The 13843-nt window shown below is 54.5% G+C and carries 28 protein-coding genes; 27 read left to right on the plus strand and 1 reads right to left on the minus strand.

The features are described from left to right. A partial coding sequence (locus ACNKU7_RS16925) for an EF-Tu C-terminal domain-related protein (RefSeq protein WP_472439834.1) occupies nt 1–330 on the plus strand: 330 nt, incomplete at its 5' end. 252 nt (nt 331–582) lie between these two features. Here the strand turns inward: ACNKU7_RS16925 and ACNKU7_RS16930 are convergent. Next, nucleotides 583–1059 (minus strand): aminoacyl-tRNA deacylase, encoded by a 477-nt coding sequence (locus ACNKU7_RS16930; RefSeq protein WP_418298186.1) that lies wholly within the window; start codon nt 1057–1059, stop codon nt 583–585. 208 nt (nt 1060–1267) lie between these two features. Between ACNKU7_RS16930 and rpsJ the strand changes: the two genes are divergently transcribed. The 26 genes from rpsJ to rpsD all read left to right on the plus strand — a co-directional run bounded on the left by rpsJ (nt 1268) and on the right by rpsD (nt 13824). Beyond that, the gene (gene rpsJ / locus ACNKU7_RS16935) at nt 1268–1579 is read left to right on the plus strand and encodes a 30S ribosomal protein S10 (RefSeq protein WP_010133849.1); all 312 of its coding nucleotides are present in this window, start codon (nt 1268–1270) and stop codon (nt 1577–1579) included. Between the two features lie 110 nt (nt 1580–1689). Beyond that, nucleotides 1690–2325: a 50S ribosomal protein L3 gene (gene rplC / locus ACNKU7_RS16940; RefSeq protein ID WP_418298187.1), complete on the plus strand. Its 636-nt coding sequence runs from the start codon at nt 1690–1692 to the stop codon at nt 2323–2325. 18 nt (nt 2326–2343) lie between these two features. Beyond that, nucleotides 2344–2958: a 50S ribosomal protein L4 gene (rplD, locus tag ACNKU7_RS16945; protein WP_226666517.1), complete on the plus strand. Its 615-nt coding sequence runs from the start codon at nt 2344–2346 to the stop codon at nt 2956–2958. Further along, nucleotides 2955–3251, plus strand: a complete 297-nt coding sequence (rplW, locus tag ACNKU7_RS16950; protein WP_138236937.1) for a 50S ribosomal protein L23 — start codon at nt 2955–2957, stop codon at nt 3249–3251. Before rplD ends, rplW begins: the two co-directional genes overlap by 4 nt. Nucleotides 3252–3265: 14 nt before the next feature. Continuing rightward, nucleotides 3266–4090: a 50S ribosomal protein L2 gene (gene rplB, locus ACNKU7_RS16955; RefSeq protein WP_418298188.1), complete on the plus strand. Its 825-nt coding sequence runs from the start codon at nt 3266–3268 to the stop codon at nt 4088–4090. Between the two features lie 37 nt (nt 4091–4127). Next, nucleotides 4128–4406: a 30S ribosomal protein S19 gene (gene rpsS / locus ACNKU7_RS16960; RefSeq protein WP_020411388.1), complete on the plus strand. Its 279-nt coding sequence runs from the start codon at nt 4128–4130 to the stop codon at nt 4404–4406. A 15-nt stretch (nt 4407–4421) separates the two neighbouring features. Next, nucleotides 4422–4754 carry a 50S ribosomal protein L22 gene (gene rplV / locus ACNKU7_RS16965; protein WP_043320801.1) on the plus strand — a complete coding sequence of 111 codons (333 nt, stop codon included), beginning with the start codon at nt 4422–4424 and terminating at the stop codon, nt 4752–4754. An 18-nt stretch (nt 4755–4772) separates the two neighbouring features. After that, entirely contained in the window at nt 4773–5453 is a 681-nt protein-coding gene (gene rpsC, locus ACNKU7_RS16970; protein ID WP_418298189.1) for a 30S ribosomal protein S3, read from the plus strand. A gap of 11 nt (nt 5454–5464) precedes the next feature. Next, nucleotides 5465–5878 carry a 50S ribosomal protein L16 gene (gene rplP / locus ACNKU7_RS16975; RefSeq protein ID WP_010133841.1) on the plus strand — a complete coding sequence of 138 codons (414 nt, stop codon included), beginning with the start codon at nt 5465–5467 and terminating at the stop codon, nt 5876–5878. Next, entirely contained in the window at nt 5878–6069 is a 192-nt protein-coding gene (gene rpmC, locus ACNKU7_RS16980) for a 50S ribosomal protein L29 (RefSeq protein WP_043320803.1), read from the plus strand. Before rplP ends, rpmC begins: the two co-directional genes overlap by 1 nt. A 2-nt stretch (nt 6070–6071) precedes the next feature. Further along, nucleotides 6072–6335 carry a 30S ribosomal protein S17 gene (gene rpsQ / locus ACNKU7_RS16985; RefSeq protein WP_160154547.1) on the plus strand — a complete coding sequence of 88 codons (264 nt, stop codon included), beginning with the start codon at nt 6072–6074 and terminating at the stop codon, nt 6333–6335. Nucleotides 6336–6369: 34 nt separating this feature from the next. After that, nucleotides 6370–6738: a 50S ribosomal protein L14 gene (gene rplN / locus ACNKU7_RS16990; RefSeq protein WP_226666510.1), complete on the plus strand. Its 369-nt coding sequence runs from the start codon at nt 6370–6372 to the stop codon at nt 6736–6738. A gap of 20 nt (nt 6739–6758) precedes the next feature. Continuing rightward, on the plus strand, nt 6759–7076 hold the full coding sequence (gene rplX / locus ACNKU7_RS16995) for a 50S ribosomal protein L24 (RefSeq protein ID WP_418298190.1): 318 nt from the start codon (nt 6759–6761) through the stop codon (nt 7074–7076). 14 nt (nt 7077–7090) lie between these two features. Then, nucleotides 7091–7630: a 50S ribosomal protein L5 gene (gene rplE, locus ACNKU7_RS17000; RefSeq protein ID WP_418298191.1), complete on the plus strand. Its 540-nt coding sequence runs from the start codon at nt 7091–7093 to the stop codon at nt 7628–7630. Nucleotides 7631–7639: 9 nt separating this feature from the next. Continuing rightward, entirely contained in the window at nt 7640–7945 is a 306-nt protein-coding gene (gene rpsN, locus ACNKU7_RS17005; RefSeq protein WP_226666504.1) for a 30S ribosomal protein S14, read from the plus strand. A gap of 27 nt (nt 7946–7972) precedes the next feature. After that, nucleotides 7973–8365: a 30S ribosomal protein S8 gene (rpsH, locus tag ACNKU7_RS17010; RefSeq protein ID WP_418298192.1), complete on the plus strand. Its 393-nt coding sequence runs from the start codon at nt 7973–7975 to the stop codon at nt 8363–8365. Nucleotides 8366–8377: 12 nt separating this feature from the next. Then, nucleotides 8378–8911, plus strand: coding sequence for a 50S ribosomal protein L6 (gene rplF / locus ACNKU7_RS17015; RefSeq protein WP_418298193.1), 534 nt, complete (start codon nt 8378–8380; stop codon nt 8909–8911). 9 nt (nt 8912–8920) lie between these two features. Next, entirely contained in the window at nt 8921–9271 is a 351-nt protein-coding gene (gene rplR, locus ACNKU7_RS17020; protein ID WP_418298194.1) for a 50S ribosomal protein L18, read from the plus strand. Between the two features lie 10 nt (nt 9272–9281). Further along, nucleotides 9282–9791 carry a 30S ribosomal protein S5 gene (gene rpsE / locus ACNKU7_RS17025; RefSeq protein WP_078084432.1) on the plus strand — a complete coding sequence of 170 codons (510 nt, stop codon included), beginning with the start codon at nt 9282–9284 and terminating at the stop codon, nt 9789–9791. A 67-nt stretch (nt 9792–9858) separates the two neighbouring features. Beyond that, complete coding sequence (rpmD, locus tag ACNKU7_RS17030; RefSeq protein WP_105101954.1) at nt 9859–10044, plus strand: 50S ribosomal protein L30; 186 nt, start codon at nt 9859–9861, stop codon at nt 10042–10044. Between the two features lies 1 nt (nt 10045). After that, entirely contained in the window at nt 10046–10480 is a 435-nt protein-coding gene (gene rplO, locus ACNKU7_RS17035; protein WP_231759515.1) for a 50S ribosomal protein L15, read from the plus strand. A gap of 12 nt (nt 10481–10492) precedes the next feature. Next, complete coding sequence (secY, locus tag ACNKU7_RS17040) at nt 10493–11839, plus strand: preprotein translocase subunit SecY (protein ID WP_418298195.1); 1347 nt, start codon at nt 10493–10495, stop codon at nt 11837–11839. Nucleotides 11840–11878: 39 nt separating this feature from the next. Next, nucleotides 11879–11995, plus strand: coding sequence for a 50S ribosomal protein L36 (gene rpmJ, locus ACNKU7_RS17045; protein ID WP_010133825.1), 117 nt, complete (start codon nt 11879–11881; stop codon nt 11993–11995). A 402-nt stretch (nt 11996–12397) separates the two neighbouring features. After that, on the plus strand, nt 12398–12754 hold the full coding sequence (gene rpsM / locus ACNKU7_RS17050) for a 30S ribosomal protein S13 (protein ID WP_010133823.1): 357 nt from the start codon (nt 12398–12400) through the stop codon (nt 12752–12754). 44 nt (nt 12755–12798) lie between these two features. Further along, nucleotides 12799–13188, plus strand: coding sequence for a 30S ribosomal protein S11 (gene rpsK, locus ACNKU7_RS17055; RefSeq protein ID WP_043320820.1), 390 nt, complete (start codon nt 12799–12801; stop codon nt 13186–13188). 15 nt (nt 13189–13203) lie between these two features. Beyond that, the gene (rpsD, locus tag ACNKU7_RS17060) at nt 13204–13824 is read left to right on the plus strand and encodes a 30S ribosomal protein S4 (RefSeq protein WP_418298196.1); all 621 of its coding nucleotides are present in this window, start codon (nt 13204–13206) and stop codon (nt 13822–13824) included. The last annotated feature ends 19 nt before the right edge of the window (nt 13825–13843 follow it).

Here is a 13843-nt window from a genome sequence, read left to right on the forward strand (position 1 = left end):
GAAGTTGAGCGTGGTCAGGTTCTGGCTAAGCCGGGTTCCATCACTCCGCACACCAAGTTTGAAGCGGAAGTGTACGTGCTGTCCAAGGACGAAGGTGGTCGTCACACCCCGTTCTTCAAAGGCTACCGTCCTCAGTTCTACTTCCGTACCACGGACGTGACTGGTGCGTGTGAGCTGCCGGAAGGTACCGAGATGGTAATGCCGGGCGACAACGTGCAGATGGTTGTAACTCTGATCGCGCCGATCGCGATGGAAGAGGGTCTGCGCTTCGCGATCCGCGAAGGTGGCCGTACCGTTGGTGCTGGCGTGGTTGCCAAGATCATCGAGTAATTTTTTACTTCTGATCTAAAGCCTGAAAAACCGCAGTGGAAACGCTGCGGTTTTTTTATGTGTGGGATAAAAGTATCTGGCTGTTTGCATCCGGAGGCTCGGAATGAAGTGTGATGGGCTGGTGCGCGTCAGGGCAGCTGTAAGCGTCGCAGGGGTGGTTAAAATTTAATCATGGCTGAGTGTCGGGGTGTCCGGTAAATGCCCTGAGGGCTCTCCTGTGCCCATCAGGGGCTGTTTCCGGTTCGTCGGCGTTTACCACCAGTCTTTGCTGAGGTTGCAGTGATGACTGCCTGCCATTATCCGGTCGAAATCCCGCCCGTCCAGGGCAACCAGTGATTCATGATCGCCGGACTCCAGATAGATGGTATCTCGACCTTCAAGGTGGGTGTCGATGAGTGTGGTAAGTCCGTAGGCTGGCCCGATCGGGGGCAGGGCGCCGACTTCGCAGTCACTGAAGATCTTCCTGAGCTCGCTCTCCTCGACCATCTGCAAATGGTTGCGTCCCGTTTCATCGCGAACAGCGGCCATGTCGAGACTGTTGCTGGCAGGAATGATCGCCATCACCATGCCTCGGTCATCTTTCAACAGGATGGCTTTGGCTACGCGATCTTCGCGAACATCCGCCTTGTGGGCGGTTTCGCGACTGGTGGCACTGTGCTCGTGCGGTATGACCCGGTAGTTCACCGAGTGGTTGTCCAGATACTGGCTTACTGTGGAGGCTATGGTCATGGGTAATCCCTCCTTTACTGCGCTTAAGTGGCGTTTGTCCCTAGTGTAGTTTCCGGCGCTTGCCGTCCGAAATCAGGTCGCCTCGGCTCCATACTTGAATGCAGTTGACAGGCCAAAAAATCACCCGTAGACTTCGCGCTCCTTTTCGCCCGCCCTCGGGGCTGCGTAAAAGGACGTTCTTTAGCTTTATACATTGGAGTTTGATTCCATGCAGGGTCAACGCATTCGAATTCGCCTGAAGGCGTTCGATCACAAGCTGATCGACGCGTCTACCCAGGAGATCGTCGAGACGGCCAAGCGCACTGGCGCGCAAGTACGCGGTCCTATCCCGCTGCCGACTCGCAAAGAGAAGTACACCGTACTGATTTCTCCGCACGTCAACAAAGATGCGCGTGACCAGTACGAGATTCGTACTCACAAGCGTTTGCTGGACATCGTAGAGCCCACCGAGAAAACCGTTGACGCGCTGATGAAGCTCGATCTGGCGGCCGGTGTTGAGGTTCAGATTAGTCTCGGCTAACACTTCAAATTAACTACCGAATCCCAGGCGAAAACGGTCTGGGTAGTGTAACGCTCTGAAATTGGGCGGCCGCAGTGGGTTAAAGCCCCGTGCACTGAGAGGTTAAAAAGATGACTATAGGTATTGTCGGCCGCAAGAGCGGCATGACTCGCATCTTCACCGAAGACGGTGTGTCTATCCCGGTAACTGTTATCGAGGTAGCTCCTAACCGTGTTACTCAGGTGAAAACTGTGGAAACTGACGGCTACTCCGCGGTACAGGTGACTGTGGGTGCTCGTAAGGCTTCCCGTGTCTCCAAGCCCGAAGCGGGCCACTTCGCCAAAGCCAACACTGAGGCTGGCTCTGCACTCTTCGAACTGCGCACTGATGGTTCTGAAGAGTCTTTCGAAATCGGTTCTGAAATCACTGTTGCTGGCTTTGAAGCTGGTCAGAAGATTGACGTAACCGGCACTTCCAAAGGTAAAGGTTTCCAGGGTGCTATCAAGCGCTGGAACTTCCGTACCCAAGACGCTACTCACGGTAACTCCCTGTCTCACCGCGCTCCCGGTTCTATCGGTCAGTGTCAGACTCCAGGCCGTGTGTGGAAAGGCAAGAAAATGGCCGGTCACATGGGTGCTGAGCGTGTTACCACGCAAAACCTGGAAGTGGTTCGTGTGGACGCCGAACGCAATCTGCTGCTCGTTAAAGGTGCCGTTCCTGGCGCTCCGGGTGGCAATGTGATCGTTCGTCCGGCAGTTAAAGCCTAAGTCTGAGGGGAAATAGATATGGAACTGAATATCGCTACTCCCGAAGGCGCTAAAGGCACTGTTGCAGTTTCTGAAGTGGCTTTCGGTCGTGAATTCAATCAGGACCTGGTGCACCAGGCAGTTGTCGCCTACATGGCCGGCGCTCGCCAGGGTACCAAGGCTCAGAAAAACCGCGCTGCGGTTTCTGGTGGCGGCAAGAAGCCTTGGCGCCAAAAAGGTACTGGCCGTGCTCGTGCCGGTACTATCCGCAGCCCGCTGTGGCGTTCTGGTGGCGTAACCTTCGCTGCTGAACCGCGTGATCACAGTGTAAAGCTGAACAAGAAAATGTACCGCGCTGCACTGCGCTGCATTCTCTCCGAACTGGCTCGTCAGGAGCGTCTGGTTGTAGTTGAGTCTTTCGACGTTGACGCGCCGAAGACCAAACAGCTGGTAACCAAACTGGCTCAGTACGATCTGTCTGACGCGTTGATCGTGACCGAAGAGGTTAATGAAAACCTCTACCTGGCCGCGCGCAACCTGCACAAGATCGATGTTCGCGATGTACAGGGTATCGATCCGGTAAGCCTGATTCGCTTTGACAAGGTCGTGGTTACCGTTTCTGCACTCAAGAAAATTGATGAGGTGCTGGGATGATCCAAGAGCGACTCTACAAAGTACTGCTGGGCCCGGTAATTTCCGAGAAGGCTGCTGTGCTGGCGGATTCCGCCAACCAGGTAGTGTTCAAGGTAACCACCGACGCTTCCAAAGCCGATATCAAGGCCGCGGTAGAAAAGCTGTTCAACGTTTCTGTTGAGCAGGTTCGCACCGTGAACGTTAAGGGCAAAACCAAGCGCACCCGCTACGGCATGGGCCAGCGCAATGATTGGAAAAAAGCCTACGTTCGTCTGGCCGAAGGCAGCGACATTAACTTCGAAGCTGCTGAGTAAAGGGGAAAGTTGCAATGGCTATTGTAAAAGCAAAACCGACCTCTGCCGGCCGTCGTCACCTGGTCAAGGTTGTTAACTCTGACCTGCACAAAGGTGCGCCTTACGCTCCGCTGGTTGAGAAGAAGTCCAAGACTGGTGGCCGTAACAACAACGGTCGCATTACTACCCGTCACATTGGCGGTGGTCACAAGCACCACTACCGTATGGTGGATTTCAAGCGCAACAAAGATGGCATTCAGGCCACCGTTGAGCGCCTGGAATACGATCCGAACCGCAGCGCACACATCGCACTGGTGTGCTACGCAGACGGCGAGCGTCGTTACATCATTGCACCGAAAGGCCTGAAAGCCGGTGCAAAAATCCAGTCCGGTGACGCTGCGCCGATTGCTGTGGGTAACACCCTGCCGCTGCGCAACATTCCGGTTGGTTCCGTGATTCATGGTATCGAGCTGAAGCCTGGTAAAGGTGCTCAGTTGGCCCGCTCTGCCGGTGCTTCTGTACAGCTGGTTGCCCGTGATGGTCAGTACGCGACTATCCGTCTGCGTTCTGGCGAAATGCGTAAAGTTTTGTCTGAGTGCCGCGCCACCCTGGGTGAAGTGAGTAACTCTGAGCACAGCCTGCGCAAGCTGGGTAAAGCTGGTGCCAAACGCTGGCGCGGTGTTCGTCCTACCGTTCGCGGTGTGGCGATGAACCCGGTCGACCACCCGCATGGTGGTGGTGAAGGTCGTACCTCCGGTGGTCGTCATCCTGTGACGCCTTGGGGTGTTCCGACCAAGGGTAAGAAAACGCGTAAGAACAAGCGCACCGACAACATGATTGTACGTCGTCGCGGCAAATAAGCCGCGCGATGTCTGAGCTGCTAGAGAGGAATCGACAGTGCCACGCTCATTAAAGAAAGGTCCCTTTATTGATCTGCATTTGATCAAGAAGGTGGAGGCAGCGATCGAAGCCAATGATCGCCGGCCGATTAAAACCTGGTCTCGCCGTTCCATGATTATGCCGGAAATGGTGGGCCTGACGATTGCCGTTCACAACGGTCGTCAACACGTGCCTGTGCTGGTCAACGAAGAAATGGTTGGCCATAAGCTGGGCGAGTTTGCTGCTACCCGCACTTACCGTGGCCATGCCGCGGATAAGAAAGCGAAGAAGCGCTAAGCCGAGGTATTAAAGATGGAAGTGCAAGCAAAATTACGCGGTGCTCGTCTTTCGGCACAAAAAGCGCGTCTGGTAGCTGATCAGATTCGCGGTAAAGGTGTCGAGGAAGCCCTGGATATTCTGGCTTTTAGCCACAAGAAAGGTGCTGCGATCGTCAAGAAGGTTCTGGAATCTGCAATTGCCAACGCTGAGCACAACGAAGGTGCTGACGTTGACGAGCTGAAGGTTTCCACTATTTTCGTGGACGAAGGTATGACCATGAAGCGCATTAAGCCGCGTGCAAAAGGTCGTGCTGACCGCATTCTGAAGCGTACTTGTCACATTACTGTGAAAGTGGCCGAGAAATAAGAGACAGGCGAGATAACCATGGGACAAAAAGTACATCCTACCGGCATTCGTCTGGGTATCGTTAAAAAGCATACCTCTGTTTGGTATGCGGGCAGCGACGAGTACGCAGACAAGCTGTACACGGATCTGAAAGTTCGCGAATACATTCGCAAGAAACTGGCCCACGCCTCCGTGAGCCGCATCGAGATCGAACGTCCGGCCAACACCGCTCGTGTGACTATTCACACTGCGCGCCCGGGCATCGTGATCGGTAAAAAAGGTGAAGACGTAGAGCGTCTGCGCAACGAAGTAAGCGCTCAAATGGGCGTTCCGGTGCACATCGATATCGAAGAAGTGCGCAAGCCGGATCTGGACGCAACCCTGGTTGCCCAGAACGTTGCTCAGCAGCTGGAGCGTCGCGTTATGTTCCGTCGCGCTATGAAGCGTGCCGTTCAGAACGCAATGCGCCAGGGTGCCGAAGGTATCAAGATTCAGGTAAGTGGTCGTCTTGGCGGTGCCGAGATTGCTCGTACCGAATGGTACCGTGAAGGCCGTGTGCCGCTGCACACTCTGCGTGCCAACATCGACTACGGCACTTATGAAGCCAGTACTACCTACGGCATCATCGGTGTGAAAGTTTGGATCTTCAAAGGCGAAGTCATCGGTGACGAAATCCCCGAAGAGAAGCCAGCGAAGACTCGCAAAAAAGCTGCTAATTAAGGGGTGCGCAGATGCTACAACCGAAGCGTACAAAATTCCGCAAGGTACAGAAAGGTCGTAACCGCGGTCTTTCCCAGCGCGGCTCTAAAGTGAGCTTTGGCGAGTTCGGCCTCAAGGCCATCGGTCGTGGACGCATTACTGCGCGTCAGATCGAAGCGGCTCGTCGCGCAATGACTCGTCACGTTAAACGTGGCGGTAAGATCTGGATTCGTGTGTTTCCGGACAAGCCCATCACCAACAAGCCTCTCGAGGTTCGGATGGGTAAAGGTAAGGGTGGCGTTGAATACTGGGTTGCCCAGATTCAGCCGGGTAAAGTCCTCTATGAAATGGAGGGTGTTTCCGAAGAACTGGCTCGCGAAGCATTTGAGCTCGCTGCAGCCAAGCTGCCTGTAAAAACAACTTTCGTTAAGCGTTCGGTGATGTAATGAAGACTGCAGATCTACGCTCAAAGTCTGTTGAAGAACTGAACCAGGAACTACTGAGCCAACTTGAAGCACAGTTCAAGCTGCGCATGCAGAAGTCCACCGGTCAGCTGACTCAGACTCATCTGCTGAAGCAGACTCGTCGCGACATTGCTCGCATTAAGACTGTGTTGACCGAGAAGGCAGGTAATTAATCATGGCAGAAGCACAACTGAAGCGGACTCTGACCGGCAAGGTCGTGAGTGACAAGATGGATAAAACCATCACCGTTTTGATCGAGCGCCGTGTTAAGCACCCGATCTACGGCAAAATCGTGAGCAAGTCCACCAAGCTCAAGGCACACGACGAAAACAATGAGTGCGGCATCGGTGATGTCGTAACCATTGAAGAATCTCGTCCGCTGTCCAAGAGCAAATCCTGGTCCTTGCAGAAAATTGTAGAGCGTGCGGCGAAGGTTTAACCCCTAGCGCATTGAAGAGTTTCGGAGAGGAACGATGATTCAAGCGGAATCCTACTTAGAAGTAGCCGATAACAGTGGGGCTCGCCGTGTCATGTGCATCAAGGTGCTGGGCGGCTCCCACCGTCGCTACGCTGGCGTTGGCGACATCATCAAAGTAACCGTAAAGGAAGCAATTCCTCGCGGTAAAGTTAAAAAGGGTCAGGTAATGAACGCCGTTGTGGTGCGCACCAAGAAAGGTGTTCGCCGTACCGATGGCTCCCTGATCAAGTTTGACGATAACGCAGCGGTGTTGCTGAACCAGAACCATGCTCCGGTCGGCACCCGTATTTTTGGCCCGGTAACTCGCGAGCTGCGTAGTGAGAAGTTCATGAAGATCATCTCACTGGCTCCCGAAGTTATTTAAGCCACGAGCGGAGAAGAGTTATGCGCAAGATCAAGCGTGACGACGAAGTGATCGTTATCGCCGGTCGCGACAAGGGCAAGCGTGGCACCGTACGTAAGGTGCTGAACGATGGCCGTCTGATCGTTTCCGGTGTACAGATGATCAAAAAACACCAGAAGCCGAACCCACAGCTGGGCGTTGCCGGTGGCATCGTTGAGAAAGAAGCCGCTATTCAGGCTTCCAACGTAGCCATCTTTAACCAGTCCACGCAAAAAGCTGACCGGGTAGGCTTCAAAGTACTGGAAGATGGCACTAAGATTCGCGTCTTCAAATCCAGCGGCGACGCCGTTGACGCATAAGTCAGGTGGAAAAAATGGCAAGGCTTAAAGAGCTCTACACCAAAGAACTCGCGCCCAAGCTGAAAGAAGAGCTTGGCCTCGAGAACGTGATGTCCGTGCCGCGCATCACCAAGATCACCGTCAACATGGGTGTCGGTGAAGCGATTGGTGACAAGAAGGTACTGGAACACGCTGTCAGTGACATGGCAGCGATTACTGGTCAAAAACCCATCGTGACTAAAGCGCGCAAGTCAATTGCGGGCTTTAAGATCCGTGAAGAATGGCCGATCGGCTGTAAGGTAACTCTGCGCGGCGAGCGCATGTATGAGTTCCTGGAGCGACTGGTTGGTATCGCGATTCCGCGTATCCGCGACTTCCGTGGCATTAGCCCGAAGCAGTTCGACGGTCGTGGTAACTTCTCGATGGGTGTAACAGAACAAATTATCTTCCCGGAAATTGACTACGACAAAGTAGACAAGATTCGTGGTCTGGATATTTGTATCACTACTACAGCAGCCAACGACGACCAAGGTCGCGCACTGCTGAAAGCATTCAACTTCCCTTTCAAGGGTTAAGAGGATTCCATGGCGAAGAAATCCATGATTGCGCGCGAGAACAAGCGCGCTCGAACCGCAGCTAAGTACGCCGAAAAGCGTCAAGAGCTGAAGGCGATCATCGCCAGTGCCAGCGCTTCCGACGAGGAGCGCTGGGAGGCTCAACTCAAGCTGCAACAACTGCCGCGCGATGCAAGCCCGGTACGTCAGCAACGTCGCTGTCGTATCACTGGTCGCCCCCACGCTGTCTACCGTAAGTTCGGCCTATGCCGTAACAAACTGCGTGAAGCAGCTATGCGTGGTGATGTCCCCGGTCTGGTTAAGTCCAGCTGGTAATACGGCAGACTTGAGGAGTCTTTATTAATGAGTATGCAAGATCCGTTGGCAGATATGCTGACCCGCATCCGCAACGCACTGGCGCGCGGAAAGGGTAGCGTTTCTATGCCTTCTTCCAAACTGAAAGTAGCCGTAGCCAAAGTTCTGAAAGACGAAGGTTACGTTACTGAAGTATCCGTCGGCGAAGGCGCCAAGCCTGAACTGACTATCGAACTGAAATACTTCCAGGGCAAGCCGGTAATCGCTGAGCTGGATCGGGTTTCCCGTCCTGGTCTGCGTAACTACGCAGGCAAGAAAGCTCTGCCTTCCGTACGCGGTGGCCTGGGTATTGCGATCGTTTCCACCTCTCAGGGTGTGATGACTGATCGTGCTGCCCGTCAGGCTGGTGTCGGTGGCGAAGTGCTCTGCACCGTATTCTAAGCGGGGGTTGATATGTCTCGAGTAGCTAATAGTCCAGTAAGCATCCCCGCTGGCGTATCCGTTGACCTGAAAGGTCAGGATATCGCCGTGAAAGGTGGTAACGGTAACCTGAACTTCTCTGTTCACAGCGATGTGGAAGTGAAGCAGGAAGAAAACCAGCTGACCTTTGCTGCACGCAACGGTTCCAAGCAGGCACGTGCCCTCGCAGGTACTACCCGCGCGCTGGTTAACAATATGGTGGTCGGTGTCAGTCAGGGTTTCGAAAAGAAACTGCAACTGGTCGGCGTGGGTTATCGTGCGAAAGCCGCCGGTAAGTCCGTCAGCCTGAGCCTCGGCTTCTCCCACCCGGTTGATTACGATCTGCCGGAAGGTGTTTCTGCCGAAACTCCAAGCCAGACTGAAATCGTACTGAAAAGCAGCGATAAGCAGCTGTTGGGTCAAGTAGCCGCAGAGATCCGCGCATTCCGTCCGCCGGAGCCTTACAAAGGTAAGGGTGTCCGCTACGCCGACGAGCGCGTGTATCGCAAAGAGGCTAAGAAGAAGTAAGGCATAGATATGAACGTTAAAAAGCAATCTCGCTTGCGTCGTGCACGTCGTGCCCGCGCCAAAATGCGTGAGCTGGGCGCCGTTCGCCTGACAGTGAACCGCACTCCGCGTCACATTTACGCACAGATCCTGACCGCCGATGGCGACAAGGTATTGGCCTCTGCCTCTACTCTGGATAAGGACCTGCGTGAAAGCAAAACCGGTAACGTCGACGCTGCGAAAGCCGTTGGCACCCTGATCGCTGAGCGTGCCAAGGCCGCTGGTGTTGAAGTGGTAGCTTTCGATCGTAGCGGTTTCAAATACCATGGCCGTGTTAAGGCCCTGGCTGACGCTGCCCGTGAAGCCGGTCTGAAATTCTAAGGGTTGAGTTATGGCTAGAGATAAAGTCGAGAAGAGCAACGACGAAGGCCTCCAGGAGAAGCTGGTCCAGGTCAACCGTGTTGCCAAAACCGTAAAGGGTGGTCGTATCTTCGCGTTCACCGCTCTGACCGTAGTCGGCGACGGCAATGGCCGTGTTGGCTTTGGTCGTGGTAAAGCTCGCGAAGTGCCTGTTGCCATCCAAAAGGCAATGGAAGCTGCGCGTCGCAACATGATCCAGGTAGACCTGAATGGTGACACCATTCAGTACGCTACCAACGGTCGCCACGGCGGTTCCAAGGTATACATGCAGCCCGCTTCCCAGGGTACCGGTGTTATCGCCGGCGGTGCCATGCGCTCCGTACTGGAAATGGCTGGTGTCCACAACGTACTGGCCAAGTGCTACGGCTCTACCAATCCGGTAAACGTCGTACGTGCAACCTTCAGTGCGCTGGGCAAAATGAGTAGCCCAGAAGACGTAGCCGCCAAGCGCGGTAAGTCTGTGGAAGAAATCCTGAACTGATTCGGTTCTGGGTCGCAGCAGCAGAAACGCTGCGGCCCGATCTGAACTTGCTTTGAGTGAATGAGTCATGGCTAAAAAGACCATCAAAGTCACCCAGGTCAAGAGCGTCGCTGGTCGTCTGAAGAATCATCAGGCGTGCGTCGCTGGTCTGGGTCTACGCCGCATTGGTCACACTGTGGAAGTGGAAGACACTCCCTCTGTGCGCGGCATGATCAACAAAGTGAACTACCTCGTAAAAGTAGAGGAGGCGTAACATGCGTTTGAACGAGTTGTCTCCCGCTGAGGGTCACAAGCACAGCGCCAAGCGCGTTGGTCGCGGCATCGGTAGCGGTCTGGGTAAAACTGGTGGCCGCGGTCACAAGGGTCAGAAGTCCCGTTCCGGTGGTAGCGTTCGTCCGGGCTTCGAAGGCGGTCAGATGCCTTTGCAGAAGCGTCTGCCGAAGTACGGTTTCTCCTCTCGCGTTGGCCGCTTTGTTGCGGAAGTGCGTCTGGCGGAGCTGGCGAAGGTAGAAGGCGACACTATTGATTTGGCAGCGCTGAAAAATGCCGATATTATCGGCAGCCACATTAAACGCGCCAAAGTGTTCCTGTCTGGTGAACTGACCAAAGCGGTTACCGTGAAAGGTCTGGGTGTTACCAAGGGCGCTAAAGCAGCCATCGAAGCTGCTGGCGGAAAAGTAGAAGACTAAATCGAGGCCCCAATGGCACGACCAGGATCTGGTGTTAACTCCCTGGGTAACGGTAAGGGATTAGGCGAGCTTTGGGCTCGCCTTCGTTTTCTGTTTCTGGCGATACTTGTTTATCGTATAGGGACTCACATTCCGGTGCCCGGTATTGATCCGGAAAAACTGGCGAACATGTTTAATCAGAACCAGGGCACGATCCTGGGGCTGTTCAACATGTTTTCCGGTGGTGCACTGGAGCGGATGAGTATTCTCGCGCTCGGCATCATGCCTTACATCTCCGCGTCCATCATCATGCAGTTGATGACCGCGGTAACGCCTTCTCTGGAGGCGTTGAAGAAGGAAGGTGATGCAGGCCGGCGTAAGATCAACCAGTACACCCGTTATCTGACGGTGTTGCTGGCGCTGATTCAAGGTATCGGCATGACCTTCGGTCTCGCTGGTCAGAATCTCGCGTATTCCGCTGAACCCGCGTTCGGATTTTACTTCGTTGCCGTTGTGTCACTGGTTACCGGCGCAGTGTTCATGATGTGGCTGGGTGAGCAGATCACCGAGCGGGGTGTCGGCAATGGCATTTCGATGCTGATTTTTGCCGGTATCGTCGCGGGACTGCCTAGCGCCATTGGTCAGGCCTTCGAGCAGGCGCGTCAGGGTGAGTTACATATCCTGATGTTGCTGGCGATCGGCTTCGTTGCGATTGCTGTCGTCTACTTCGTGGTAGTGATGGAGCGCGGTCAGCGTCGAATCACCATTAACCACGCAAGGCGTCAGGCTGGTCGTTACTCTCAGGCGCCGGCGGCTCAATCGAGCCACCTGCCCCTGAAGGTCAACATGGCCGGTGTGATCCCGGTGATTTTCGCCAGCAGTATCCTGCTGTTCCCTGCGACTCTGGCGCAGTGGTTCGGTCAGGGCGGCGAAGGTCTCGGCGCGCAGATCCTGCAATGGATGGCGCTGCAACTTGGTCCAGGTCAGCCGCTGAACATCATTCTGTTCGCGCTGCTGATCGGCTTCTTCTGCTTCTTCTATACGGCGTTGATGTTCAACCCGAATGAAGTGGCGGACAACCTGAAAAAGTCCGGTGCCTATGTGCCCGGTATCCGTCCAGGTGAGCAGACTGCACGTTATATCGATACCGTGCTGACGCGTCTGACTCTGGTGGGTGCTGTCTACATCGCGCTGGTATCCCTGCTGCCGCAGTTCCTGGTAGTCGGGCTGAACATTCCCTTCTATCTGGGGGGTACTTCACTGCTGATCGTTGTGGTTGTGGTGATGGACTTTATGGCGCAGGTGCAGTCGCATTTGTTGTCACACCAGTACGAAGGGTTGATGAAAAAGGCAAATCTGCAAGGCTACGGTCGTCGTTGATCGGCTACCCCGGCAGCAGGATTGAATTGAGGTAAGGTCATGAAAGTACGCGCTTCTGTTAAAAAGATCTGCCGTAACTGCAAAATCGTACGTCGTAAAGGTGTTCTGCGAGTAATCTGCAGCGCCGAACCGCGTCACAAGCAGCGGCAGGGCTAATCAGTTTGCGCAGTGTAACTGCGCGGCTGATTGCGGGTTTGCCAGGGAAGGTAAGCCTGGGTGTCGAAACGAGGGAATGCTCGAGACATCCGTTATTCGTAAAAAATTTGCTTTTTGGTGCAGCCCCGTGCTAAAAGGCAGCGCCACTTCGCGTTGAGCGGGGTGGTGGAGACCCGAAAGTCTGACTTTGGGTCTCAAAAGGGGGCGTTGACTGTCGTCCACAACCTCCAGGGTTCAGGCCCCGGAGAGGGTGGGCTATTGCAATTTGGTGTCTGAAAAGCTATTCTTGCGCGCCTTTTTGGTGGCGTTGCGGGCTTTTTAGTCGCTGTCAGCGCCGAATTAAGAATTGAACCGTGTTTGTCACCAAAGTAAGCCGGTTCACAATACGTGGAGTAAGCCTCTATGGCACGTATTGCTGGTGTCAATGTACCAGACCACAAGCACGCCGTGATCTCCCTGACCCATATCTATGGGGTTGGTCGCACCACGGCTAAGTCTATTCTGGCAGCGGTAGGTATCGCTGAATCCACCAAACTTCGTGATCTGTCTGAAGACCAGATTGAAACCATCCGCGGTGAAGTTGCAAAACTGACCGTTGAGGGTGATCTGCGTCGTGAAGTATCCATGAACATCAAACGTCTGATGGACCTGGGTTGCTTCCGCGGTCTGCGTCATCGTCGCAGCCTGCCGCTTCGCGGTCAGCGCACCAAGACTAACGCCCGTACCCGTAAGGGTCCGCGTAAGCCGATCCGCAAGTAAGCGGTCGCTTAAGTCTTCATAAGTACAGGATTTAGGATACAGGTATGGCTAAGCCAAAAACTACTGTTCGCAAAAAGGTCAAAAAGACCGTTGTCGACGGTGTTGCCCACATCCACGCATCGTTCAACAATACGATCGTGACGATCACTGATCGCCAAGGCAACACCCTGAGCTGGGCTACCGCTGGTGGCTCCGGTTTCCGCGGCTCTCGTAAGAGCACCCCTTTCGCAGCCCAGGTTGCCGCTGAGCGCGCAGGTACTGCTGCTCAGGAATATGGCCTGAAAAACCTTGATGTCGAAGTGAAGGGCCCAGGCCCGGGTCGTGAATCTGCTGTTCGCGCCCTGAACAACTGCGGCTACAAGATCACCAACATCACCGACGTGACGCCGATCCCGCATAACGGTTGTCGTCCGCCCAAGAAACGTCGCGTGTAAGAGGGGGTTGACGAAATGGCACGTTATATTGGACCAAAATGTAAGCTTTCCCGTCGGGAAGGTACCGATCTTCAGCTGAAAAGTGGCGTTCGCCCGCACGAGTCAAAGTGCCGCGCGGAATCCAAGCCAGGCGTTCATGGCGCCGGTCGCGGTCGCCTGTCCGACTACGGCGTTCAGCTGCGTGAAAAGCAAAAAGTACGCCGTATCTACGGTGTGCTGGAAAAGCAGTTCCGTAACTACTATAAGGAAGCGGCGCGCCTGAAAGGTGCAACCGGTGAGAACCTGCTGCAACTGCTGGAAAAGCGCCTCGACAACGTGGTTTACCGCATGGGCTTCGGCTCCACTCGTGCAGAAGCACGTCAGCTGGTTTCCCACAAAGCGATCTTGGTAAACGGTAGCGCTGTTAACATTCCTTCCTACCAGGTGAAGGAAGGCGACGTAATCGCTATCCGTGAGAAAGCCAAAAAGCAGATGCGTATCCAGAACTCCGTTGCCCTCGCTGCACAGCGTGGTGACGTAGAGTGGGTAGACGTTAACGCGACCAAACTGGAAGGCACTTTCAAGCGTGTTCCGGATCGTGTTGATCTGCCGGCAGAGATCAATGAAAACCTTATCGTGGAACTCTACTCCAAGTAAGGCTCTGTTCCATTTAAGG

The sequence above is a fragment of the Microbulbifer weihaiensis genome (genome assembly GCF_048323715.1).
Classification (GTDB): Bacteria; Pseudomonadota; Gammaproteobacteria; order Pseudomonadales; family Cellvibrionaceae; genus Microbulbifer.